Origin of the sequence: Dactylosporangium sp. CA-152071 (genome assembly GCF_050936335.1) — a bacterium.
Classification (GTDB): domain Bacteria; phylum Actinomycetota; class Actinomycetes; order Mycobacteriales; family Micromonosporaceae; genus Dactylosporangium; species Dactylosporangium maewongense.
This window is the reverse complement of record NZ_JBNJMZ010000001.1, coordinates 921332-946139: the sequence shown is the minus strand read 5'-3', so window position 1 is coordinate 946139 and position 24808 is coordinate 921332. Positions and strand designations below refer to the sequence as shown.

The following is a 24808-nucleotide window of genomic DNA, read 5'->3' as shown; positions in this document are numbered from 1 at the left end:
CCCTGGGTTATAGTCACCGGCGATTCGGGCGAGAGAGTCGCAAACGCAGGGAAGGGGGGCGATATATCCGTGTATGACGATGCCCCGCCCGCGGCGGACGCGCCTCCCGCCCAGCTCATCGCATGGCGCCGGCGGGCTCTTGAGCAGCAGCTGCCCGCGGCGGCGTTCCCGGCCGGCTCCAGTGCGCCATCACTGGTCTACCTGTGCGTGACGATGATCGTCGCCGCGGCCGCCGTGCTCGGCTTCGCCGTCTACGACCGCAGCGGCGTGCCGAAGGCCGTGCACGACTCGCAGCGCGAGCTGGTCGCGACCGTCGCCCGCGGCATGAGCGTCGGCTCCGCCCGGGCCGCGGACGACCTGGACCGGGTCCTCGCCGACGTGCGCAAGCCACCGCTGCCCACCGACGCCGACGTGCTGGCGAAGCTCATCGGCAACCGGGAGACCTGGACCGGCGCCGCCCTCCTACAGACCGCGACCCGCCAGTCACAGGCCGCGTCCGGCACGCCGGTCCCGCTCGACCAGCTGCCGACGCCGCTGCCCGCCGACGCCACCGTCGCGGTCTCCACCACCGACGGGCCGGCCCTCGTCCGCATCGCCGCGCTCGACGCCCAGCGCAGCGTCGCCGTGCTCTATCCGCTGCTGATGCGCAACCTGCGGCTCAACCCGGGCGCCCAGCACGGCGTCTTCATCATCACCCCCGACGGCCGGCCGGCCCTCATCCAGGGCGTCAGCGCCGTCGGCGAGACGCACCTGCCGAAGCTCTTCGAGGGCCTGGCCGGGGCGCCGGGCAGCCGCAGCCGTGCGATCAAGGTCACAGAGTGGCCCGACCGGCAGCTGGTCGTCTCCTCCGCCGCGATCGGCGACACCGGCGTCGTCGTGGCGTCCGTCGTCGTGGCGCCGGTCAGCCGCGGCACCTCCGTCGGCTATGGGCTGCTCCTCGGGCTGTCGCTGCTCGGCGTGTCACTGCTGGCATTCCTGCTCATGCGCGCGTTCCTGCCCGCGCCGATCCAGGCGCTGCTGCGGCAGGCCAAGTCCGACGCGTGCGGCGCGGTGACACCTGTCCGGCAGCCGCTGCGCACCAGGGAGACGTTCCGGATCGCGCAGGCCCTCGCGGTGTTCAGCGGCGGCGGGCTGCGCGGCGCGCGGTGGCGGCTGAGCACCGTGCAGGGCCTCGCGGTCGCCGCCCTGGTCGCCCTGGCGTGGCCGGCCGCCGCGACGGCCACCGCCTTGCAGGCGCCCCGGCCGCCGGTGCCCGACCAGCTGTTCTTCGACGAGGAGAGCCGCGCCGAGGCGGTCAGCGGCGTGTTCGGCAACGCGCTGGACAGCGGCCTGCAGACCGTGTCGCGGATCAGCCTCGCCAACGCGCGCACCGAGCCCGGCAAGTTCGGGCCGATCCTCAAGCAGGGGCTGGCCGACGAGTACCGGTTCCGCGGCATGTACCTGGTGGACCGCAACGGCGCCGTGGTCAGCTCGGCGGGCCGGGAGTCGCTGCGCACCCCGCAGCCGCTGCCCGGGGAGGCCGGGATCCGCATCGACCGGTCGGTCAGCCGGTTGCCGGTCATCTACGCGTTCCGCATCGCCAAGGACGACGGCTATGGGGTCGTCGGCGAGTTCGACATCGACTACCTGCTCGGCGTGATGCGCCGGGTCGACGGGCGGGCGCGGGTCGTCGACTCGCAGCTGCGCACGATCCTGGACTCGTCGGGCTACCGGGCGATGCAGCCGCTGGAGGGCGACGCGGCCCGCGCCGTCGCGATCGAGGCCATGGCCGGCGGCACCGTCCGCGGCCAGCGCAGCGCCGGCGGGCAGCCGTCGCTGCAGGTCGCCACCGCGCTGACCAGCCCGCCGTCAGTCGTACACCTGGAATGGGTCGTCGTGATCGAGCGCAACCCCGTCTCGCTCCAGCTGCCGCAAGTGATCATGAACCGGTGGACGCTGCTGATGGCCGGCGCCGTCACCGGCATCGTCGCGCTCGCGTTCGTGTGGCAGTACTTCATCTTCGTGCGCCCGCTGCGCCGCCTCGCCGTGACCGCGGACCGCATCCGCACCGGCGAGTTCGACGAGCCGATCCCGCCGCAGCGGCACGACGACGTCGGCGCGATCGCGATGTGCCTGGAGATCTGCCGCCAGGTCCGGCACACCGGCTCCGCCCGCTTCGGCGGCGCGATCCGGCTGCGCGGCTCCGAGGACGACTTCACCGCAGTCCACCCGCGCTTCCCCAGCCAGCGCGGCGCCGGCCGGACCGCGAAGGTCTGAGCGTGCTGTATCTCTACGTCGTCTACGCCCTGTGCTGCGTCGCGCTGCTCGTCGCCGGGATCGTCGAGCAGCGCAACCACGACCGCAACCTGCGCAGGATCCCGCACCGGGTGCTCGTCAACGGCATCCGCGGCAAGAGCTCGATCACCCGGCTCTGCGCCGGTGCGCTGCGCGGCGGCGGGCTGCTCGTCGTGGCCAAGACCACCGGCACCGCCGCCCGGTTCATCTTCCCCGACGCCAGCGAGGAGCCGGTCCACCGCAAGTTCGGCATCGCCAACGTCGTGGAGCAGATCGGCATCGTGCGGCGGGCCGCCGCCTACCACCCGGACGCCCTGGTCATCGAGTGCATGGCCGTGATGCCGGCCCTGCAGGAGATCAACCAGAGCAAGCTCATCCGCTCCACCATCGGCGTGCTGTGCAACGTGCGCGAGGACCACCTGGCCGAGATGGGGCCGACCCTCGACGACGTCGCCCGGTCGCTGAGCAAGTCGATGCCCGTCGGCGGCGTGTGCGTCACCGCCGAGCGCGACCGGCTCGCGATCCTGCAGCAGGAGGCCGACAAGCGCAACTGCCGGCTCATCGCCGTCGACCCCGACTCGGTGACCGACCGGGAGATGGCCGACTTCGGCTGGATCACGTTCAAGGAGAACGTGGCCATCGCGATCGCCGTCGCCGGGCTGCTCGGCGTGGACCGGCGCAGCGCCCTCGCCGGCATGATCGACGCGCCGCCGGACCCCGGCGTGCTGTCGGTCGTGCGGGTCACCGCCGGCGACAAGCTGATCCGCTTCGCCAACGTGTTCGCCGCCAACGACCCCGAGTCGACGCTGATGAACATCCAGCAGCTGGAGCGGCAGCACCTCATCTCCCGGCCGATGACCATGGTCATCAACTGCCGGCCGGACCGGGTCGAGCGCAACGGCCAGATGGGCGCGCTCTGCGGCGACGTCCGGCCCGACCGGATCGTGATCATCGGCGAGCCGACCCGCAGCGCCCGCTCGACGATCCCGGCCGACCTCCAGGACCGGGTCGTGGACCTCGGCGGGAGGCTCGACCCCGACCGGCTGCTCGACGGGGTCGTCGCCGCCACCGACTTCGACTCCTCGATCGTCGCCGTCGGCAACATCCACGGCCAGGGCGAGGTGCTCCTGCACGAGCTGGCCGGGCTGCCCAGCTGGGCACCCGACGAGCTGCACGCCCCGCTGCCGCCGATGCTGCGCACCAACATGACCGTGGGGACCCGCGTCCCGGCTCAGAGAAGGACCGGCCGATGATCTTCGGAGGGGAGCTCAGCGCTCAACTCGCCACCGCCTGCCTGGGGATCGGGCTGGTGTTCGCGCTGCTGTGTTACCTGACGACCAACCTGTCGCCCGGCGGCATGATCACGCCCGGCTGGATCGCGCTCGCGCTCATCGAGGATCCGCTGCAGGCCGCGATCGTGGTGGTGATGACCGTTGTCACCTACTACCTCACCAAGCTCCTGCAGAAGGTCGTCATCCTGTACGGCAAGCGGCTCTTCGCCGCCATCCTGCTGCTCAGCGTGCTGCTGCAACTGACGCTGTTCGTCATCGTGCAGCGGGACCTGCCGTTGCTGTTCGCCCACCAGACGCTCGGCTTCGTCGCCCCGGGTCTCATCGCCTACCAGCTGGTGCGCCAGCCGCCGCCGGCGACCGTCCTCGCCACGACGATCGTCACCGGGATCACGTTCGGCGTGACCTTCAGCGGCATCGTCGCCGGGCTCGTGCCGGTCACATGAGCGGCCCGGAGCGCAGTGGTGGTGACGGCATGAGCAGGCCGGAGCGCAGCGGAGGGCTGCTCGTCATGGGCGCAGCGGAGGTGACGGCATGAGCAGGCCGGAGCGCAGCGGAGGGCTGCTCATCATGGGCGCAGGTTTGGTTCAGGCCGGCGCCGGAGCGCAGCGGAGGTGACGGCGTGAACACGACTGCGCTCACGCTGCGCAGCGCGACGACGTTCGTCACGGCCGCGCTGCTGCTCGTCGTCGGCCTCACGGCCATCGGCTACAGCGCCATCCGCCTCGCCCAGCCCGACCCCGTCGAGATCAGCCTCGGCACGGCGGGCGCCACCACCGTGTCGTCGTCGGGGTACACGTATCGGCGGCTGACCGACCCGCCCGGCACCGAGGTCCTGCGCCCCGACGGCGCGCGCGTCGCGGTCCTCACCGACGGCGCCCGCACCGCCCATCTGACCGGCAAGGCGAGGACGTTCACCGAGCCACGCTTCACCAACGCGAAGATCACCCACGACGTCTACGTCCGGGTGGCGCCCCAGCCGTGGCAGGCCGGCGCCGAGCAGCAGTCCTGGTTCGCCGGCTGGCTCGCCACCGCGCTCGCGGATCCGAATCCCGACGTGCTCGCCACCGCCATGCAGTACACCTACGGCGCCGCCCCGCGGAAGGGCGACAACGGCCTGCAGATCGCCGGCGACGCCGCCTTCGGGCCGCTGTCGAGCAGCGACCGCGACGGCCGCGCCGAGAACTCCGACTTCTACGACTACCTCGGCGTCCCCTGGGACTTCCCAGACGGGGTCAAGGAGAAGCCGTCGCCGGACCGCCTGCACAGCCTCGACTGCTCCGGTTTCATCCGCATGGTGTACGGCTACCGTATGGGCTTCCCGCTGCGCGGCACCAACACGCAGGGCCCGGGGCTGCCGCGCCGCGCCTACGCCATCGCCGACGTCGGCCCCGGCACCGTCGTCATCCCCAACACCGGCAAGCGCCCGCAGCAGCTGGACCGCCTGCTCCCCGGCGACCTGGTCTTCTTCTACGGCTCACCCGAGATCGACGCGGACGGCGCCGACCGGCCGACCCACATCGAGCACTCCGGCATCTACGTCGGCATCGACGACCGCGGCCACTACCGGTTCATCTCCAGCCGCGTCGGCGCCAACGGCCCCACCATGGGCGACTCCGGCGGCGAGGCCACCCTGGACGGCACCGGCCACTTCGCCGCCGGCCTCCGCACCGCCCGCCGCCTCTGACCCTGCCGGCCTCCGCACCGCCCGCCGCCTGTGTCCCCGGCCCGTGCCCGACCGTTGCGCGGGCGCGGTCCGGAGCGCGCGGACCACGCGCAGTACAAACGCGGAACGAGCGCCAGTACAAGGGCGGCATGAACGCCTGAGCGTGCGCCGGGCTCAGTGCCGGATCAGGCCGCCGACGGTGACCGCGGCGACGTGCCCGGTCGCGGGAAGAGTCTGCGCCAGGGCGAGCCCGACGTCGACCAGGGACGACCGGCACAGCCCGGCGACGTCGGGCACCGGATGCCAGACCGACTCGGCGGTCTCGCCGTTCGGCCCGGGCCGGAGCGCACCACCGGTGATGCGGACCTGATAGAAGACGCCGACGTTGTGGTGCTCGGTCCCCAGCCGTGCCTCGGCGGCCGGGACCACCCTCGAATCCACACCCAGCAGGCGCTCGACCACGCCGTCGCAGCCGGTCTCCTCGGCCAGCTCCCGGATCACCGTTTCGAACGGGTCCTCGGCGTGCTCCACCCTGCCGCCAGGGAGCGTCCACAGCGTCGCGCCCGTCGCGGGGGAGACGTAACGGGCCAGCAGGAGCCGGTCACGCTCGAGGCACACGGCGTACGCCGCCAGCCGGAAGCTCACCGCAGGACCGTATCCCCGACGGGTCGCGGTCGCTAGGCCTGGTCGGCGGCCTGGTCCTGCTCGTCCGGGCGGCGCTTCGGGCCGTGGAACTGCAGGTCCAGGAGGTGCATCTGCGCGTTCTTGCTCGCGCCGAGGGTGGCGTGGATCAGGTGCTCCTGGATGCGCGCGGCGCTCGCCTTGTCGAGGCCCTCCACGGCCCGTTCGGCCAGCCACTCGGCGTGCAGGAGGTAGCAGTGCACCAGCGGCTGGCCGTAGTAGTAGCTCATCTGCCTGGACGTCATGGCGAACGACCGCATGAACGTGGCGCACAGGAAGCTGCCCAAGGTGACACCCGCGGCGGTCAGGACGCCGACAGTCACCCGGACGTCGGTGCTGGCCGAGGCCAGGATCGCGCTGGTGCCGGCGAGCAGCACGAACAGCGACGCGGACGCGGCCACCGCGCAGAAGATGTAGGACATGCGGGCCTGGCCGAGCGCGACGTTGATGAACCGGTCCATGAGACGGAAGTTGAACGACACCAGCTTGCCCAGCGCGTGGTCGTCGATCTCGTCGGTCGCGGCGTCGAGGCGGTCGAACTCGGCCTGGCTCTTGCGCTCCCGGCGGAGGCGGGAGCGTCGCATCGCGAAGATCGTGACGGGCGTGATCACCGCGGCCAGGACGAAGAACGCGGCCCCCAGCAGCGGGGGTGTCGCCGTCGGGCGGTCGGTCAGCAGCAGGCCGTCGGAGCCCAACAGCGCCGCCACGGCCGCGAACGACGCGGCGAGGGTCCAGGCGATCCGGGCCACGCTCCTGCCGTCGTGGTCCGCGCGGACGTCATGCTCGAGTCGAGAAGCGCGGGTGTTCGTCGCCGTCGAGGTCATGCGCTGCGTCTCCTTACGTCGAGCGTCGCAGCGGACCGTATCGCCGGCCGCGGCCGCCGGACCACCGACGAACAGGCGGAGGCCGCAGCGGTCGGGCATTGACGACAGTCATTCGGATGGGCGACCGGTGCCGTCCAGACCCGGACAGGGGTCCGAGTGATTGGACGGTGGCCTGCGCCGGGCGCTGAACGTGCCGGCCCGAGCCACCGGATCGAGCCGCGGACCCGGCTGAACGGCTGCGTGGCGGTGCCAGGTCCGCCCGATCCGGCGGAACGGCAGGGCACCCAGGAAGTCAGCCGGGTCAGCCCGGGGGCAGGCGCCTGGCGATGGCGTGGGCGACGGCGTCGAGGCGTTCAGGGTTGCCGCGGATGACCCAGCCGAGCTCGATGTGCAGGAACTGCGCGCCGATGTCGTCGGCGGCCTTGCCCTGGACGTTGGTGGTGCCTTCGAGCCGGCCGCAGGTGGCGGCCCAGGCGCGGCAGACGATGACGCCCGCCTCCTGAAGGCTGGAGGCCACGTCGCGGGCGAGGGGGGAGACGCGGCCCGCGCCGGTCGACACGACGGCCTGCGCGTCGGGAAGGTTCTTGTCGGCGAAGCCGTGCAGCTGGACCTGGCTCAGGCCGCCGCGGGCCAGCTCCGTCGCCAGGACGTGGAACATCGACATGTCGTTGTGGGCGACGTCCGCGGCGCCGTTGCCGGCCATGCGGTGGGCGCCGGCCATGAGCAGGACGCTGCCGGGGACCAGGCGGTAGAGGGCGACGCCGAGCTTGTCGGTGTTGGTGTCGAAGCCGGGGTGCGGCACCTCGATGACGTAGCGCAGCGGCGCGGACCGGTCGGCGAGGACGAGACCCCAGGCCGGCCCGTAGGTCACGCTCATGGAGAACATGCTGTAGCGGCGTCCGGTCGCGGCGTCGACGCTGTGGGAGGAGTCGTACCCCAGCCGGCCGAACGCACCGTCGAGGTCGGTGATGTCGTCGGAACCCGCCAGCAGCAGCCGCGCGGCGGCCCGCCCCTGTGCCCGCTCGGCCTGGTCCGGGTCCCGGTAGGGGCCGTCGCGGGACAGCAGCGCCGTGCGCTCCTCGACCACCGCCAACGGGTCGTCGGACGGCGCGGGCGCCGGTGCGGGCAGCGCCTGCGCGGAGCACCCGCCCAGCATCAGGACCACCGCGATCGCGAGAGCTGCGGCACGGGACACTGTCCAAGATTAACCAACCCGGCCGACCCGATTGGAGCCCGGTATGCGAGAGCGCGCTCTGCGAGCCCTGCGGGCACACGTTCCCGAGCTGGCGGACGTCGCGGTCACCGAGCTCGGCAGGGGTCTGGACAACACGGCGTTCCTCGCCGGCGGCCTGGTCCTCCGGGTTGCGGAGGCTGCCACGGTACGACGTGAGGCGGCGCTGCTCGACGCGCTGGCCGGACGGGTGTCGCTGCCTGTGCCGGCGGTGCGGTTCGCCGACGCGGAGACGGGTGTGCTGGCCTATCCGCTGCTGCCCGGCCGCCCACTGCTGGGCCGTCCGGCGCCCGCCGCGCTGGCTGGACCGATGGGCCGGTTCCTCCGGGAGCTGCACGCGATCGAGCCGGCCGAGGTGCACGGCCTGGTGCCGGTCGAGGACGCCGACCCGGCCGAGTGGCTCGAGGACCTCGACGGCCCGCCCGAGCTGCTGGACCGGCTGCACGCGGAGGTCCCGGCGCCGGCGCCCCGCAGGGTCCTGGCGCACGCCGACCTGGGCGCCGAGCACATCCTGGAGCGGGACGGCACGGTCACCGGGGTCATCGACTGGACCGACGCGGCCGTCACCGATCCGGCGCTGGACTTCGCCCGGCTCTACCGCGACTTCGGCGCCGGCTTCCTCGCCGCGGTGCTGGACGCCTATGGCGGCCCCACCGACCCCGCGTTCGGCGAGCGGGTCGTGTTCTTCGCCCGGTGCGCGGCGCTGGAGGACATCGCGTACGGCGTGCCCGAGTACGTGCGAGCCGCCCAGCGTTTTCTGTCAGGTGACGATAACGTCAGTGACGACCCGGCAGAAGGGGTGCAGGCATGGGACGCGTGAAGATGGGCGCGGTGGTGTCGCTGGACGGGTTCATCGCCCGCGACGACGACACCGTCGGGCCGCTGTTCGACTGGTTCGGCAACGGCGACGCCGAGTGGCGGTGGTCGCCGCGGCAGGACGAGCCGTGCCGCACCACCCTGGCGTCGAAGTACTTCGTCCAGTCCGTGTACCCGAACATCGGCGCGGTCGTGATCGGACGGCGCCTGTTCGACCTGACGGACGGGTGGGGCGGCGTCCCACCGGCCGGCGAGCACGTCTTCGTCGTCACCCACACGCCACCGGCCGGCTGGAAGCACGCGGACACCGCACCGTTCACGTTCGTGACCGGCGGCGTCGCGGCCGCGATCGAGCAGGCCCAGGAGCTGGCCGGCCCCGACCGGATCGTCGACGTCGCGGCCGGGCAGATCGGCGGGCAGGCGCTGCGCCTCGGCCTGATCGACCAGATCGTGCTGCACGTGGTGCCGGTCGTGTTCGGCTCGGGCCGCCCGTTCTTCGGCGGCGCCGGCACCGGCGACCCCATCACCCTCGGCAACCCGTCCCGCATCGTGCAGGGCGACCGCGTCACCCACCTGCTGTACGACGTCGCTTGACAGCGGGCCCCGGGATGGGGGAACGTGGCAGCCGGCCACGCAGACGGTGTGGACATTGGTGCATGAGGGACTGAAGCCTGTGATCCGGGTAGGCCGAGCGGCCGCCTGAGCGTCGATGTGACGACGCGTGCGTTGGGCGGCCCCATGTCTTGTTCGCCCATCGTTGGTCTTCTCACGTCTTGAGGTATCACCGTGTCCTTGGATGCCCGCATCCAGCAGTCCGTCGTCGTCAACCTCTCCAACCGCCCCGCACCCGTGTGGGTCGGGCCGTTCGTGATCGGGGTCGACCCGACGACGGCGAGCCCCAGCATCAACTACGCCACCCCGCGCCCTGACGCCCCGATCACCGCCGGCGACGTCGCCGACCTGGTCGCGGCGTTCCGGGCCGCCGACCGCACGCCCCGGTTGGAGTACGTCACCGGCTGCGCCCCGTCACTGGAAGGGCTGCTGCGCGACGCCGGTTTCGTGGTCGAGGCGCGGCACACGTACCTGTGCTGCCGCCCGTCGACGCTGCGGACGCCTGCCGTGCCCGACCCGTACCAGCTGCGGACGCCGGACACCGACGAGCTGCTCGCGGCGCTGATCGGCGCGCAGAACGCCGCCTTCGGCGCGGAGCCCGTCGCGTCCCCGGCGGACGTGGCCCGGGTCCGCCGCCTGCAGGCCGCCGGTGGCGTCGCCGTCATGGCCGTCACCGGCGACGAGTGCGCGGGCGGCGGCCAGGCGGTCCCACCCGCCGACGGGGTGAGCGAGGTCGCCGGGATCGCCGTGTGTACGCCACACCGCCGCCGCGGCCTCGCCGGTGCCATCACCGCCGACGTGACGGCCCGCCTCTTCGCGTCCGGGGTGGACCTCGCCTGGCTCGAGGCCTCCGGCGAGGACTCCTGGCGCGTCTACACCCGCGTCGGCTACGAGCGCGCCGGCGAACGGCTGTACATGACGATGACCTGATCGCAGCCCAGCGGCGGTCCTGGCCTGCGCCGGGGCCGCCGCCCGTCAGGGGTTGGTGGCGAACCGTTCGGGGCGGACCAGGACGGCGACGCGCCGGTCCTCCAGCATCGCCCGGTCGTACTCGTCGAGGTCGGGGTGGACGCCGCCGGCGGCGTGGTACACGTCGCGCAGCAACAGCCTGAGCGGCTCGGCGCCGGCCTCGGGCCCGACGACCTCGGCCGTCCCGGCCACCGAGATCCACTCCCAGCCGGCACGGAAGACGAGCGTCGCCCGCGGGTGACCGGCCAGGTTCCGAAGCTTGGCCGTGTCACCACGGGAAACCAGCGCGACGACCGGCTCACCGGTGGCCGGGTGCGGCAGGACGCCGGCGTTGACGACCGACGTCGACGGCTCACCGTCCGGCCTGATCGTCACCAGCACGGCCAGCCAGTGCTCCCGCCCGGCCAGCTCCGCCACCCGCCGCAGCCCCGCCTCGATCGTCGTCATGCCGCCACCCTATCCACCGCCGCCGGCTCAGCCCTCCGCATCGTAGGCGTGCAGGCCGAGCAGCACACCGGCCGGATCGGTGATGTAGCAGCCGTGACCGAGACCCGGCAGGGTGAACGGCTCGACCACGACCGTGCCCCCGTTGGCGCGGACCACCTCGAGGGTCTTCGGCAGGTCGTCGACCCGGATCACCGGCACCGTGCGCGGCTGCCCGTCCCGGGAGGCGAGCAACCCCGTGTCGACCCCGGCCCCGTCCCACCCCGCCGGCCCCCGCCGTCGGCGCATTGCGACCTCCGTACCCGGGGAGGAGTTCGAGGCGCCGGTCGCCGGGCCCGCCATGCGGGCCGCCGGCCTGCCTGCCGGGACCGCGTTCGTGTGCGCCGCCCGCGTCGTGATCCCAGCGCACAGAATCCGGAGGAATTCACGTGCCCGAATTGACGGGATCACCGCCAGTGAATTTCTGTGAAGATTTTTCCTCGATTCCCGGTCGCCGTAGGTGATCTTGGCTGGTCAGTGGACGTGCTGGTGGATCGGTGGGCGTGACGGTCTGTGCTCCCTGCGTGGCAGTGGGTTGGAGGCCCGTTGCGTGGGTGTGTGGTGCTGCCGTAGGTTGCCGAGGTCTTACAGCGATGACGGGGGATTGATGTGACCGACGGGTCGTCTTTTGGTGTGCGCAGAATCGTTTCTTCGGCGATTGTGGCCGGTCTGCTGACGTCGGTGCTGCAGGTCGTCGGCGTCGGGTCCGCTGGTGCGCAGGTGCCCTGTGTGGCGTCGCGTAACGATGTCGCGGCGGCGTTGGCGTCGGCCAAGGCGTGTGGTGGTGCGGTCGAGGCGATCGATCGGCGGACGCCGACGTCGCGGACGGTCATCGGGAAGAACGGCACTGCGACCGTCGAGCATCATGCGAGCCCGCGTTGGGTGCGTCGGGCCAATGGCTCATGGACGGACCTTGACACGACGTTGCGGTTCGAGGGTGACACGCTCGTTTCTGCGGCGACGCTGCTGCCGGTGACGTTCTCGCCTGGAGGGACGGGACCCCTGGCGACGCTGTCTGACGGCGGTCGGAAGCTCGCGATGACGTGGCCGGGCAGGACGTTGCCGAAGCCGGTGGTGTCCGGTGCGACCGCGACGTATGCCGAGGTGCTGCCGGGCGTCGATCTGCAGCTGACGGCGCTGGCGGAGGGGTTCTCCGAGGTGCTGGTGGTGCGTTCGGCGCAGGCTGCGGCGAACCCGGCGCTGGCGCAGTTGTCGTTCGGGTTGCAGACGACCGGGGTGACGCTGGGCACCGGCGCGGACGGTGGCGTGCACGCGAAGGACGAGCGCGGCACCGTGGTGTTCTCCTCGCCTCGGGCGACGATGTGGGACACCGCCGACATGCCGGTGAACGAGCGGACCGAGATCCGGTCGGCGCAGTCGCAGACCGCTGGTCGCGCGGCGCCGCGGGTCCGGGCGATGGGTGAGTCCCTGACCGGTAGCACGCTGAAGATCGTTCCTGACAAGGGTTTCCTGACCGATCCCGCGACGCGGTATCCGGTGTACATCGACCCGACGTTCACCGGCAACAAAGCGGGGAACGCGTGGGCGGTGGTGGCGTCGCGGGCGGACCTGGCGGGTTCGGCGTTCTGGAAGTCGACGTTCATGTCCGGCAGTGCCACGTACGGCGACGCGGGGTCGGGTCTGACGTGTGACAACTTCACCGGCAACACGTGCAACAGCACGCCCTACACGGTCCGGTCGTTCTTCCGGATGGAGACGTACGGTGCGGCTGGCGCGACGGTGCAGAGCGCGAACTTCGAGATCCTGCAGAAGTGGTCATGGACGTGTAACCCGGGGTCGGATGCGAAGCTGTGGGTGACCGGTGGGTTCACCACCACGACGACGTGGAACAACCAGCCGGCGTGGGACGGTGGGCACACGGCGACCGTGCCGGCCAACCATGCGGTGGGTTCCCCGGCTAGCTGTGCGAACGCGGGCACGGTCAGTTTCGACACGACGTCGATGGTGCAGTACGCCCTCGGTCAGGGCTGGACGGATCTGAGCCTGGGGTTGCGGGCGGTCAGTGAAGGTACGAACCAGCAGTGGAAGCGGTTCGATCAGAGCACGGCGGTGCTGCACATCCAGTACGACCACGCGCCGGCGGCGCCCGCCCTGGCGGATCTGAAGGTCGGCGACAACGCGCTTACCAGCTGCGGTGTGTCGGCGATCACGGCGACGCGGGTGAACACCACGAACGGGTTGAAGCTCAACGCGATCCTCAACGATGCCGACGCCGCCCAGGGTGACCTGGTCAAGGCGGAGTGGGAGGTCACCGGTGTCGCGGCGCAGCACGTGCCGGCGGCCGAGACGGCCGGGCTGACGTCCGGCTCCAACCATCAGGCGACCATCGCGGCGGCCGCGTTCACCAACGGCGCGGCGGTGTCGTGGCGGGTGCGGGGCGTCGACACCGACAGCAACATGGCGGGTGGCTGGAGTCCGTGGTGCTACGTGCTGGTGGACACCGCCGCGCCGAGCCCGCCCGGCATCGCCAGCACCGACCTGGCGCTGCGCGTCGGCGGCGGCATCGTCCCCGCGGCGGCGGCGACCGCGGTCGTGGGGCGCAGCACGACCGTTACGTTGACCATGAACGCCGCGGATACCGGGTCGGTCGTCGGTTACCGCTACGGCGTCGCCGCGGACATGGACGCGGTGCCCACGATCTGGCTGCCGGCAAGCCAGGGCAGCACCGTGACGGCCGCGGTGGTGCCGCTGCAAGCGGTGTTCTACAACAGCATCGTCGTGACGGCGGTGAAGGCCGACGGCACCTCGGGCACGAACACCTCCGCGCGTTTCAGGGCCAACCCGGGCACCGCGATACCGGCGGTCGCCGGTGACGCGACCGGTGACGGGCGTGCCGACCTGACCGCGTTGTCCGACGTCGGCGGTGGCAAGAGCGCGCTGTGGCGGTGGGACGCGACCGCGACCGGTTCGGGGCTGAACGCGCCGATCGCGCCGCAGGGTAACGCGGGCATCTTCACCAACGGGCAGAGCCTCGCGGTCCCGGGCGACTTCGACGGCGACGGTCTGTCCGACACGGCGGTGTTCGCCCAGTCCGGCACGGACGTGACCGTCGCAGTGCAACGCTCCGACGCCAATCAGCTGCTGACCCAGCCGGTGTCGCTGACGATGGCCTGGACGATCGGCAAGATGAAGCCGGTCGGCGGCGACTTCAACGCCGACGGCAAGGCCGACCTCGCCGTCGGGTACGACATGGGAAACAACAGCTGGAACATCTTCGTGCTGCTGTCGACGTCGACGCCGGGTGCGATCAGCTTCGCCGCGCCGGTGGCGTGGTTCCAGTACGCGGCGAACGCGTCGGACCCCACACGCGTCAAGCTCGTCTCGGGGGACTTCAACGGTGACGGGCGCACCGACATCGCAGAGTTCTACGACTACGGCAGCGCCCAGACGAAGCTGTGGGTGCACTGGGCACAGACCAACAGCACCTTCAGCGCGCCGGTCCTGCAGTGGGACTCCGGGCCGAACGCCTGGTACTGGAGCGACAGCAAGTTCGTCACAGGCGACTTCACCGGCGACGGCAAGACCGACATCGCCGCCATCTACGTTCCCGGCCACGTCTTCAATGACCAGACCGGCGTTGTGACGTTCCCCGCCAAGACCGACGGCACCGGCATCGCCGCCCCGGCCATCCAATGGCAGTCCGGTGCCAACGCCTGGGACTGGAACAAGGTCACCGGCTACCCCGGCGACTTCAACGGCGACGGCAAGACCGACCTCGGCCTGCTGTACCGGTGCTGCGGCCCCTACCAGGCACAGCTGTGGATCTCCACGTCGACCGGCACGACCCTGCCCGCACCCGTCGAGGCCAGCAGCGGCGGCATCGGACCCGTCGGCAGCGCGTCGGTCATCCTCGCCTCCGGCAGATACCAGCTGATCAACGCCGCCTCGCAGACCTGCGCTGCGTTCACCGGCTTGCGGATGGGCGACCCGCCTTTCACCGGCCAGCCGTGCGCCGCCGGCTCGCAGGAGTTCACCCTCTGGCGGCTTGGCCCGCAGTACGTAGCGATCCGTGCGCAGGGCCTGGATATGTCGTGTCTCGCCGTCCCCGCAACCGGCGACGGCGTTCCGGTGGGCTTCAGCACTTGCGCCGGAGTCGAAACATGGCCACAGCCGGCCCACTACTGGACCATCGAGTACGTCTCCGGCACATCCTCGGCCGCAGTCGTCCGGCTCACCTCCATGGTGTCCGGCAAGTGCTTCAACCTTGAGGGCGCGCTCGCGGCCCCGAATACGCCCATCACCCAGCGGACCTGCGACGGCCAGCCGGCACAGCAGTGGCTGCTGCGGCCCGTCGCCTGACCGCCACCACCAGCACGGGAGGAGTTGGATTGATGCGCATCACCATGCCCGCTTGGCGGCGGACCCTGACGCTCGCGCTCCCACTGGCGCTCGCCGCGACCATCGGCGTCCAGACACCAGGATTCACCGCCCCACCGAAGAAGATCGCCAAACCGAAGGCGGTCGCTTCCGTCCCGGGACGGTATGTCCAGCCGACCGGCGCGACCGTCGACCCGACGGCGGACAAGAACATGCGGTCGGTCAAGGAGGTGCGGTGGCCCGCCGCGGCGACCGCCGAGGTGCGGCTCCCCGTCGCGTCGGACCCGGGCCCCATGGTCCAGGCCGACGCGGCGGATCTGGCGCCGGTGGCCGGCATGCCGGTGAGCGTGGGCCCGACGGCGCAGAGCGGCAAGCGGACGGCGCTGGCCGCGGCCGGCGCCAGCCCGGCGTCGGTCCGGGTCGAGGTCCTCGACCCGGCCGCCGGGAAAGCGGGGAAGGCCAACCGTTCGGTCGTCACCCGGATCACCCGCACCGACGGTGTGAGCTCCGGTGGCGCGGTACGCGTCGCGCTGGACTACAGCGGGTTCCGGGACGCGGTCGGTGGTGACTGGTCCAACCGGCTGCGGCTCGTACAGCTGCCGGAATGCGCGCTGGAGACCCCTGACGCGCCGCAGTGCCAGGCGACGGCCCTGCCCACGTCGAACGACCCGGCGACCGGCAAGCTGACGACGACGGTGTCGCTCACGTCCGTGCCGCCGGCGAAGACGGCCGCCGGTGCCTCGACGATGTCGGCGGCCGCGGCCGGCGGGTCGGCGGGTGCGGTGGTCGCGCTGGCGAGCTCGCCGCAGTCCTCGACCGGTGGTGGTGACTACGCGGCGACCTCCTTGAAGGCCAGCAGCAGCTGGTCCGCCGGCGGGCAGTCCGGCGACTTCAGCTGGACCTACCCGATCGAGGTCCCAACGGCGTTCGGCGGCCCGTCCGCGCAGGTCGGCCTGACCTACTCGGCGCAGTCGCTCGACGGCAAGACCGCCGCGACGAACAACCAGCCGTCCTGGATCGGTGACGGCTTCGACTACGCGGCCGGCGCGGTGAGCCGCGTCTACCCGGCGTGCGTCGACGACGGCAAGACCGGCATCGGTGACCTGTGCTGGGGCACCGACAACGCCACACTGATGCTGCCGGGGCACGCCGGCGAGCTGATTCAGGTGTCGACCAGTCCGGACGTCTGGAAGATCAAGAACGACGACGGCACCAAGGTCGAGCGCCTCACCGGCGCGACGAACGGGGCTCGCAACGGTGAGTACTGGAAGGTCACCACGACCGATGGCTGGGAGTACCACTTCGGGCTGAACCGGCTGCCGGGTTGGACCAGCGGCAAGTCGACGACGCAGTCGGTGTACACGGTGCCGGTGTTCGGCAACAACGCCGGTGAGCCGTGCTACAACGCGACGTTCGCCAACGCCTCCTGCGACCAGGCCTACACCTGGAACCTCGACTACATCGTCGACCCGCACGGCAACAGCATGTCGCTGTGGTACGCGCAGCAGCTGAACCACTACGCGCGCAACGTCACCAACAGTGCCGTCTCCACGTACGTCCGCGCCGGGCACCTGGACCACATCGACTACGGCACCCGTCTGGACAGCGGCACGGACAGCACCTACACGGTCGGCGCCGCGCCCGCCAGGGTCGAGTTCGGCCTCCAGGACCGCTGCGTCACGCAGGGCGCGACATGCGTCAAGTCGACGCCGTCGAACTGGCCGGACGTGCCGTGGGACCAGCAGTGCGACTCGACCACGTCGTGCCCCGATGTCTACACGCCGGCCTTCTTCACCCAGAAGATGCTGTCCACGATCACCACGAAGGTGTGGACCGGCACCGGCACCACCTATCGCGACGTGCGCCGCTGGACGTTGAACCACCAGTTCAAGGACCCGGGCGACGGGCACGCCAAGACGCTGTGGCTCAGCGGCATCTCCGCGGCAGGCCTGGCCGCGACGCCGAACCTCACGACCCCGGACGTCACCTTCGGCTCCGTGCCACTCAGCAACCGGGTCGACACCGCGGCCACCAAGGACCCGATCATCCGGTTCCGCGTCTCGTCGATCACCGGTGAGGCGGGCGGCGTCACGACGGTCACGTACTCGCCGCCGGAGTGCGTCAAGAACAGCAACATGCCCGCCGCGTCGGACACCAACACGAAACGCTGCTACCCGGTCTGGTGGACGCCGTACAGCGGCAGCACCGCGACCTGGGACTGGTTCCACAAGTACGTCGTCACCGGCGTGGCGGTCAGCGACCCGGTCGGCCTCGCGCCCGCCGAGGTCACCACCTACTCCTACGACGCGCCCGCCTGGCACTACGACGACTCCGAGATCGTGTCGTCGAACCACAAGTCGTGGGGCCAGTGGCGCGGCTACTCCAAGGTCCGGACGCTGCACGGCGCCCCAGGCTCCAACCAGGAGCAGACCGACACCATCTACTTCCGCGGCATGCACGGGGACACGCTCACCACGGGCACCCGGACCGTCACCATCCCCGCCGACCCGACCTTCGGCGGCGCAGCGATCAACGACGAGGACTGGCGGCGCGGCCTCACCCGCGAGGTCATCCAGTACAACGGCGTCGGGGACAGCGCCCCGGTGCTGTCGAAGACCCTGACGGAGCCGTGGGAGTCCGGGCCGACCGCGACCCGGACCCGCAACGGGGTGACCGTCAAGGCCTACATCACCAACACCAAGTCGTCGACGACGAAGACCGCGCTCGACGCCGGCCGGGGCTGGCTGACGGCGACCTCGACCAACACGTTCGACTTCGAGACCGGCACCGCCGATCCGCTCGGCCGGATCATGAAGGTCGACGAGACCAACGACACCGCCTCCACCAACGACGACCGGTGCACGGTCAACACCTTCGCCACCGACCCCAATGGCAAGATGCGCACCGTCGTCGCGCAGCAGCGCAAGTACGCGGTCTCCTGCGCGACCACCCCGAACCTCGCGACGGACCTCATCTCCGACGTGCGGACCTGGTACGACAACGCGACCAGCTTCAACTCGACGGTCACGAAGGGCGACGTCACCCGGACGGAGCGGCTCAGTGATGTCGTCGCCGGTGCCGCGACGTACATCAACGCCGCCGAGGCGACCTATGACATGTACGGGCGGACGTTGACGTCGAAGGACGTGCTGGGCAACGTCACCACGGCCGCCTACACGCCAACCTCCGGGTCGCTGCCGACCAGCATGACGTCGACGGCCGCCAACGGCTGGGTCTCCACCGTGTACTCCGACCCCGCCTACGGCAACCCGACCGCCAAGGTCGACCCGAACAACCGGCGCACCGACCTGGAGTACGACGCCTTCGGCCGGCTCGCCAAGGTGTGGGAGCCCGGCCGTGACAAGGCCACGCAGACCCCGAACCTCAAGTACGCCTACGTGTTCGGCGGCACCACCGGTGCCACGTCCGTCGCGTCGTCGAAGCTGAACCCCGCGGGCACCGGCTACAACACGACCTACCAGATCTTCGACGGCCAGCTGCGGCCCCGCCAGACCCAGGCCCCCGCGCCGGGCGGCGGCGTCGTGCTGACCGACACGATCTACGACTCCCGCGGGCTGACCGTCCAGGCCAACAACGCCTACTTCCAGTCCGGGGTTTCCTGGGGCACCCTGTTCGTGCCGTCCAGCCCCGTTCCCGGCCGGGTACTGGCCACATACGACAACGCCCGGCGTGAGGTCGCGTCGATCTTCCAGAAGAACGGCATCGAGCAGTGGCGGACGACCACCGCTCACGGCGGTGACTACAGCGACGTGACCGCGCCCCCCGGCGGGATCGGCACGACCACGTACGTCAACGCCACCGGCCAGGCCACGAAGATCATCCACTACCACTCCAACGTGCCGAGCGCCGACAAGGTCTCGACGGCCAACCGCGCGATCACCACGTACGAGTACGACAAGCGCGGCTACCCGTCGAAGATCACCGACCCGGCGGGGTCGATCTGGACCTTCGGCTACGACGTCCGCGGCCGGATGACCCAGTCGAACGACCCGGACCGTGGGCAGTCCACGTACACCTACGACGACGCCGACCGCCAGGTCACCGTGACCGATGCCCGGGGGATCACCCGGACCACCGTCTACGACCAGCTGAGCCGGCCGACCGAACGCTGGTCCGGCGCCGCCGGCACTGGCACCCTGCTGGCCCGCACGACGTACGACATCCTCGCCAAGGGCATGGCCGACTCCAGCACCCGGTACGTCGGCGGCGCGAACGGCGCCAAGTACACCACCTCCGTGCTGGGCTACGACGCTGCGGGCCGGGTGACCAGCGCCGCCGTCACGATCCCCGCGAACGAGGGCCTGCTCGCCGGCACGTACACGACGAACACCACCTACAACGTCGACGGCAGCGTGAAGACGGTGACGCTGCCCGGCATCGGCGGCACCGCGACCGGCTCCCAGCCGGCCGAGACGCTGACCTACGGCTACAACGACCTCGGCATGCCGACGACCCTCTCCGGCACGAACACGTACCTCACCTACACCGCATACGACACCCTCGGCCGGCTCAGCGCCACGCTGAACAACGACGGCGGGTCGAAGAACCTCGCCCAGATGTACGCCTACGAGGACGGCACAAACCGCCTGCTCGAGCACGCCGTCTACGACAACGACACCGGCAACGCCTACCAGGACGCCTACTACGAGTACGACACCGCCGGCAACATCACGGCCATCAAGGACCTCACGAACCAGTACGGTGCCGGCCCCGACGACAATCAGTGCTTCCGCTACGACTACTTCCGCCGGCTGACCAACGCCTGGACCCCTGCCAACGGCGTCTGCGGCACGACCGACCCGGTCAACCCGACCCTGGGTGGACCCGCACCGTACTGGCAGTCCTGGACCTACGACGAGGTCGGCAACCGCAAGACCCAGGTCGACCACGTCAGCGGCGGCACCACCACCGCCACCTCGACGATCCCGGCACCGACCGCGGCCCACCCGCACGCGCTGACCAAGGTCGACTACACCGGCGTCGGCGGCGCGAAGACCAACACCTACGCGTACGACGCCGCCGGCAACATGACCACCCGGGCGGTCGCGGGCAAGCCCTCCCAGACCCTCAACTGGGACGCCGAAGGCCACCTGAGCTCCGTCACCGACACCAACGGCAGCGCCACCTACGTCTACGACGTCGACGGCAACCGCATCATCTCGCACGACTCGACCGGTGCCACGCTGTACATCGGCTCGCAGCAGCTGCACATCTCCACGACCAACGTAGTGTCCACCACCCGCTTCTACGGCTCGACCGCGTTCCGAACCAGCGGTGAGGGCCTGTGCTGGACGGCGTCCGACCCACACGGCACCGGCACGCTGAGCTTCAAGGCCGCGACGCTCGTCAAGACCCAGCGCCGGATGACCCCGTTCGGCCAGTCCCGCGGCAGCGCCGTGACCTGGCCGACGAACCTGGGCTTCGTCGGCGGCACCGACGACCCCACCGGCCTCACCCAGCTCGGCGCCAGACCCTACGACGCCAGCATCGGCCGCTTCGTCGCCGTCGACCCGATCTTCACATCCACTGACCCGCAGACCTTCAACGGCTACTCGTACGCCCACAACAGCCCGATTAACGCCGCCGACCCCAGCGGCCTGAAGGACGACTTCTACCTGTACGTCGGCACCACGGTCGAACGGTGGACCAAGGGCAACTACCGCTACACCAGGGTCATCGACTGGTACTTCGGGTGCTCCTTCGACGGCTGGTGCCACACCGACATGCTCTACGGCGACCTGGTGGCCTTCTTCCGCACTTACGTCCCGCCGGCCGGGGTGCCGTACATCCCGCCTGCGGTGTACAAGGCGCAGGCCGCCGTCCCCCGCTGCCCTGTCATTTTCATGCCGGACCCGCCACCGAGCTGCTTCATCCTCGACGTGAAGTGCGGCATTAAGAACCCCAAGGCCTGGTGGGAGACCAACGGCAAGCCCCTCACGGTAGGCGCGGCCATCATCGGCCTCGGCACCTGCCTCTACACAGCCGGCGCCGGCTGTGCGGTCGCGAGCGGCGCCGCCTCCACCCTGTCCATGATCGACCGAACGTACGACTTCGTTCACAACAAGGAGTACAACGACGGCTTCTGGGCCAACGCCAAGTTCGGTGGCGGCCTGGCCCTCGACGCCTTGGGCTTCCTGCCGGGCCTTGGCCTGCTGGGAAGAACGTGTAAGAACAGCTTCAGTCCTGAAACGCAAGTAGTCCTTGCCGACGGCAACCTCAAGGACATCGACCAGGTCGTTGTCGGCGACGAGGTGCTCGCCACCGATCCGACGACTGGCGAAACAACCGGCGAGGCCGTCACCGCATTGCACCGCAACTTGGATGAGGACATGACCGACCTCGTCCTCGTGGACGAGCGCGGAACAAACTCCGTCCACACGACCCAGCACCACCCGTTCTGGAGCGTCACCCGTGATGCGTGGGTGTCGGCCGGGGAGCTCCTGCCTGGCGAAGAGCTGGCCACAAGCTCTGGCGAGCAGGCATTCGTCGTGTCCGTCCGGAATTACGCGGCGCATCGGTGGATGTTCAACCTGACGGTAGAGCGAACCCACACGTACTACGTGGTCGCAGGCGATACCCCGGTCCTGGTCCACAACTGCGCTACCAGCACATGGACGCCTGATGTAAATTACTCGACCGACGCTGTTAATACGAGGAACGCGGCAAACCAGGCGTACTACGGCACCCCGCAGGAAGTTCATAACACCGTATCTGCGATTGAGGATGGAGCTATCTCTCAGCGGATTTCCAAGGGGTTGCCTGACTCGTATAAGGTTCTTACTAGCACACCTCGAGCCTATAAGGGATGGGCCGGGGCTACTGTGTACACTGGTGTGGGAGGCCCTACAACGCTCACGCGAGTGCTGGTGAACTCCGATGGGTCCGTTGGCTACGTTCTTCACCACAACTACAATCAGGTATTTCCATATCCATGGGCAAACTTGCCTGGCGCATTTACGGGGCAGTGATCCAGCAGTGATCAGCTCTACTGTTAAGAGGGATCTCGCGGCTGCGGGGCTGCTCGTCACCGAGAGGGCCGACGAGCAGCCCGAGGGGTTGATTCCCCCGATCGTTGCAGCTCAGGCTGCAAGTTGTCCGCCTGGCGATCGCCGCACTGATGTCGTTCTGGACCGTGGGGATCCACAGCTGACGCAGAAGGCCAACGCTGGTTGGCATCGGCTTTCTTCTGAAGCTGGCCTCTTCTCGGAGGGGGATGGTCGATTCTTGCTCGGCCTGCCTGGGGAAGAAAAAGGCATCTCTTCCTGGATCCAGGTCAGGCTTGAGGGGCCCTGGGATATTGCAGGTAGAGGTGCCGCGAGTTTGCTCGGAAGTGGGGCGGGTCGCCCGGAATTCGTCGCTCTGTCTATGGATGGATCTGTAATCTCGTGCGGCACAACAGGGCAATGCTCTGTTGAGCTGTTCGTTGTCAAGCAGCCGGAGTGCTCACACGTACTTCGACGGTTCGCCGAGTCGCTGACCTCCGCCAGCTATGCTGACCCGCGCGACCGGCTGGCATCACGTCAGTGGCTTGATGCACATCCTGTTGATGAATAGTCCTTGGTTGTCTGGTGCCTGATTGTCGCTATTTGGGTGCGGGCCTCTCGGTTCGAGGCGCTACTTCAAAGGCGACATGGCGATTACGCAAGGTGGTGTGGCGCCGCTGTACTGCCGCGCATGCGGCGGCCACGGCACCCGTCCCGATGCCCACGGCCGGATGTGGTGCCGGGGATGTTCGGGTACCGGGCGGCGTCATGGCGTCGATCTGTCCGGGCTCGCCGGTGAGGCATGCGAACGCGTGGTGGAGCCGCACGGAAGTGTGCACGCCACGTCCATCTGAAACGAGGCAGACGCGCGCACCTTTGGTAAGGGGGTGTCGGGACCGGCGGCAGGGGTCATCTCGGCCGCCGGCCTCGGACCCTTAGGCGGTGGGGGTGGTGGTGCAGGCCCAGTCCTGCTGGCCGGGCGGAGAGTACGGCGAGACGCCCGAAGCGTTGGACGAGCGGACCTTGAAGCACATGTACGTGCCGGGGGCGAGGCCGTCCCAGGTCAGTGACGTCGAGTTGGCGCCGGTGGTGCGGGACCTGCTGCCGTCGATGACGGTGAAGCCGGTCTCGTCGGAGGAATTGTCCGTCCACTGTAGACGGATGGCGGTCGGGCCGGTCGGGGTGGCGGTCAGGTTCGAGGGCGCGGCGGGGCCCTGGCCGGCGAGGCTGGTGGCGCAGACCCAGTCCTGCTGGCCGGCCGGGTGGTAGGCGGACGGGCCCGCGGCGTTGAACGCGCGCACCTTGAAGCACATGTAGGTGTCCGGGGCCAGGCCGTCCCAGTCGAGGGTGGTCGCGTTGGCGGCGGTGTCGCGGGAGGCGGCGCCGTTGAGGACGCTGAAGCCGGTCTCGTTGCTGGAGGCGTCCGTCCAGCGGAGGCGGATCGTGGTGCTGCTGATCGGGGTCGCTGTCAGCTTCGACGGCACTGCGGGTGCACCGGCGACCGAGACCCTGCTGGGCGGTGGCGACGGCGGGGTGGGGACCGCCGTCGACGGGCCGCGGGTGGCGGACGCGGCCGGGGAGCCGGGGGCTCCGGTGAGGCCGGCGGCGCCGCCGGCGGTGGCCGGGCCCGGCTCGGTGGTGCCGGCGGCGTGCGCGGGGGTCTGAGGGTCGCCGCCGGGCAGCAGCGCGACGGTGGCGGCGGCCGCGGCCAGCAGCAGCACCGCACCGGCGGCGGCCACGATGACCCGCCGGCGTCCGCGGCCGGGGACGACGGTCAGGGGCTCGGTCGGTGAGGCGGTCAGCGCCTCCCGCGCGGCGGCGGCGAGGGCGGCACCCGAGGGCCACCGGTCCGCGGGGTTCTTGGCCATCGCCCGGGCGACCACCGAGCGGACCGCGGGCGGCACGTCAGACGGCAGGGGCGGCGGCTCGTCGTGGGCGTGCCGGAGCGCGATCTGCAGCATGCTCTCGCCCGTGAACGGCAGGTCGCCCGCGAGACAGCGGTACGCGACGACGCCCAGCGAGTAGATGTCCGACTGGGCGGTCGCGGGCTCGCCGGCCGCGCGTTCCGGCGCGATGTACGACGCGGTGCCCAGCAGCAGCCCCATCGACGTCTCGTGGGTGCTGGTGGCGGAGCGGGCGATGCCGAAGTCGGTGAGCACGGTGCTGCCGTCGGGGCGGATCAGCAGGTTCGCGGGCTTGACGTCGCGGTGCGTCACGCCCTTCTCGTGGGCCGCGTGCAGCGCGAGCGCGGCCTCGGCGACGAGCCGCATCGTGGTCTCGGCGGACAGGCGCGGCGAGCGGTCCAGGGTGCGGGCCAGGGACTCGCCTTCGATGTACTTCATGACCAGGTACACGCCGGCGGTGGGGTCGTCGCCGAAGTCGTACACGTCGACGACGCCGGGGTGGCTGATCGTGGCCATGGTGCGCGCCTCGGTCCGGAACCGGTCGATGAACGACGGGTCGCCGGTGGGTGCCCGCAGCAGCTTGACCGCGACCGTGCGGCCGAGCACGCGGTCGTGCCCCTGCCACACGTCGCCCATGCCGCCGGAGGCGATGTGCTGCCCGATCTCGTAGCGCCCCGCCAGTACCGTGCCCGAACCTGTCATCCGTGTCACCCACCC

General features: G+C 70.5%; 15 protein-coding genes. 9 read left to right on the top strand and 6 right to left on the bottom strand.

Annotated elements, in window-relative coordinates; translation table 11 throughout:
- Positions 1-69: 69 nt before the first annotated feature.
- From ACQEVZ_RS03695 to ACQEVZ_RS03680, 4 genes are all read left to right on the top strand, one after another.
- Complete coding sequence (locus ACQEVZ_RS03695; protein WP_433361284.1) at positions 70-2256, top strand: HAMP domain-containing protein; 2187 nt, start codon at positions 70-72, stop codon at positions 2254-2256.
- 2 nt (positions 2257-2258) lie between these two features.
- On the top strand, positions 2259-3527 hold the full coding sequence (pgsB, locus tag ACQEVZ_RS03690) for a poly-gamma-glutamate synthase PgsB (protein ID WP_433361281.1): 1269 nt from the start codon (positions 2259-2261) through the stop codon (positions 3525-3527).
- The gene (locus ACQEVZ_RS03685; protein WP_360110676.1) at positions 3524-4009 is read left to right on the top strand and encodes a poly-gamma-glutamate biosynthesis protein PgsC/CapC; all 486 of its coding nucleotides are present in this window, start codon (positions 3524-3526) and stop codon (positions 4007-4009) included. The genes pgsB and ACQEVZ_RS03685 overlap by 4 nt, the downstream gene beginning before the upstream one ends.
- Positions 4010-4185: 176 nt before the next feature.
- Positions 4186-5250, top strand: a complete 1065-nt coding sequence (locus ACQEVZ_RS03680) for an NlpC/P60 family protein (protein WP_433361277.1) — start codon at positions 4186-4188, stop codon at positions 5248-5250.
- A gap of 153 nt (positions 5251-5403) precedes the next feature.
- Here ACQEVZ_RS03680 and ACQEVZ_RS03675 read toward each other — a convergent pair whose 3' ends face one another.
- The 3 genes from ACQEVZ_RS03675 to ACQEVZ_RS03665 all read right to left on the bottom strand — a co-directional run bounded on the left by ACQEVZ_RS03675 (position 5404) and on the right by ACQEVZ_RS03665 (position 7929).
- Positions 5404-5874 carry an NUDIX hydrolase gene (locus tag ACQEVZ_RS03675; protein ID WP_433361274.1) on the bottom strand — a complete coding sequence of 157 codons (471 nt, stop codon included), beginning with the start codon at positions 5872-5874 and terminating at the stop codon, positions 5404-5406.
- 32 nt (positions 5875-5906) lie between these two features.
- Positions 5907-6734 carry a hypothetical protein gene (locus ACQEVZ_RS03670; protein ID WP_433361271.1) on the bottom strand — a complete coding sequence of 276 codons (828 nt, stop codon included), beginning with the start codon at positions 6732-6734 and terminating at the stop codon, positions 5907-5909.
- A 301-nt stretch (positions 6735-7035) separates the two neighbouring features.
- On the bottom strand, positions 7036-7929 hold the full coding sequence (locus tag ACQEVZ_RS03665; RefSeq protein WP_344505605.1) for a hypothetical protein: 894 nt from the start codon (positions 7927-7929) through the stop codon (positions 7036-7038).
- Between the two features lie 43 nt (positions 7930-7972).
- Between ACQEVZ_RS03665 and ACQEVZ_RS03660 the strand changes: the two genes are divergently transcribed.
- From ACQEVZ_RS03660 to ACQEVZ_RS03650, 3 genes are all read left to right on the top strand, one after another.
- Entirely contained in the window at positions 7973-8785 is an 813-nt protein-coding gene (locus ACQEVZ_RS03660) for a phosphotransferase (protein ID WP_433361268.1), read from the top strand.
- The gene (locus tag ACQEVZ_RS03655) at positions 8773-9375 is read left to right on the top strand and encodes a dihydrofolate reductase family protein (RefSeq protein ID WP_433361265.1); all 603 of its coding nucleotides are present in this window, start codon (positions 8773-8775) and stop codon (positions 9373-9375) included. Before ACQEVZ_RS03660 ends, ACQEVZ_RS03655 begins: the two co-directional genes overlap by 13 nt.
- A 192-nt stretch (positions 9376-9567) precedes the next feature.
- Positions 9568-10323 carry a GNAT family N-acetyltransferase gene (locus tag ACQEVZ_RS03650; RefSeq protein ID WP_433361262.1) on the top strand — a complete coding sequence of 252 codons (756 nt, stop codon included), beginning with the start codon at positions 9568-9570 and terminating at the stop codon, positions 10321-10323.
- A gap of 45 nt (positions 10324-10368) precedes the next feature.
- Here ACQEVZ_RS03650 and ACQEVZ_RS03645 read toward each other — a convergent pair whose 3' ends face one another.
- Positions 10369-10809 (bottom strand): TIGR03618 family F420-dependent PPOX class oxidoreductase, encoded by a 441-nt coding sequence (locus ACQEVZ_RS03645; protein WP_433361259.1) that lies wholly within the window; start codon positions 10807-10809, stop codon positions 10369-10371.
- A 27-nt stretch (positions 10810-10836) separates the two neighbouring features.
- The gene (locus ACQEVZ_RS03640; protein WP_433361257.1) at positions 10837-11094 is read right to left on the bottom strand and encodes a VOC family protein; all 258 of its coding nucleotides are present in this window, start codon (positions 11092-11094) and stop codon (positions 10837-10839) included.
- Positions 11095-11769: 675 nt separating this feature from the next.
- Here ACQEVZ_RS03640 and ACQEVZ_RS03635 point away from each other — a divergent pair.
- Entirely contained in the window at positions 11770-15165 is a 3396-nt protein-coding gene (locus tag ACQEVZ_RS03635) for an FG-GAP-like repeat-containing protein (protein ID WP_433361254.1), read from the top strand.
- 32 nt (positions 15166-15197) lie between these two features.
- On the top strand, positions 15198-22172 hold the full coding sequence (locus ACQEVZ_RS03630; RefSeq protein WP_433361251.1) for an RHS repeat-associated core domain-containing protein: 6975 nt from the start codon (positions 15198-15200) through the stop codon (positions 22170-22172).
- A gap of 950 nt (positions 22173-23122) precedes the next feature.
- Here the strand turns inward: ACQEVZ_RS03630 and ACQEVZ_RS03625 are convergent.
- Entirely contained in the window at positions 23123-24793 is a 1671-nt protein-coding gene (locus ACQEVZ_RS03625; RefSeq protein WP_433376608.1) for a protein kinase domain-containing protein, read from the bottom strand.
- Positions 24794-24808: the final 15 nt, after the last annotated feature.

Excerpts from the sequence above, each read along its gene's own strand:
- ACQEVZ_RS03685 (WP_360110676.1), top strand. The coding sequence starts at position 3,524 with ATGATCTTCGGAGGGGAGCTCAGCGCTCAACTCGCCACCGCCTGCCTG.
- ACQEVZ_RS03670 (WP_433361271.1), bottom strand. The coding sequence starts at position 6,734 with ATGACCTCGACGGCGACGAACACCCGCGCTTCTCGACTCGAGCATGAC.
- ACQEVZ_RS03660 (WP_433361268.1), top strand. The coding sequence starts at position 7,973 with ATGCGAGAGCGCGCTCTGCGAGCCCTGCGGGCACACGTTCCCGAGCTG.
- ACQEVZ_RS03655 (WP_433361265.1), top strand. The coding sequence starts at position 8,773 with ATGGGACGCGTGAAGATGGGCGCGGTGGTGTCGCTGGACGGGTTCATC.
- ACQEVZ_RS03645 (WP_433361259.1), bottom strand. The coding sequence starts at position 10,809 with ATGACGACGATCGAGGCGGGGCTGCGGCGGGTGGCGGAGCTGGCCGGG.
- ACQEVZ_RS03640 (WP_433361257.1), bottom strand. The coding sequence starts at position 11,094 with ATGCGCCGACGGCGGGGGCCGGCGGGGTGGGACGGGGCCGGGGTCGAC.
- ACQEVZ_RS03630 (WP_433361251.1), top strand. The coding sequence starts at position 15,198 with ATGCGCATCACCATGCCCGCTTGGCGGCGGACCCTGACGCTCGCGCTC.
- ACQEVZ_RS03625 (WP_433376608.1), bottom strand. The coding sequence starts at position 24,793 with ATGACAGGTTCGGGCACGGTACTGGCGGGGCGCTACGAGATCGGGCAG.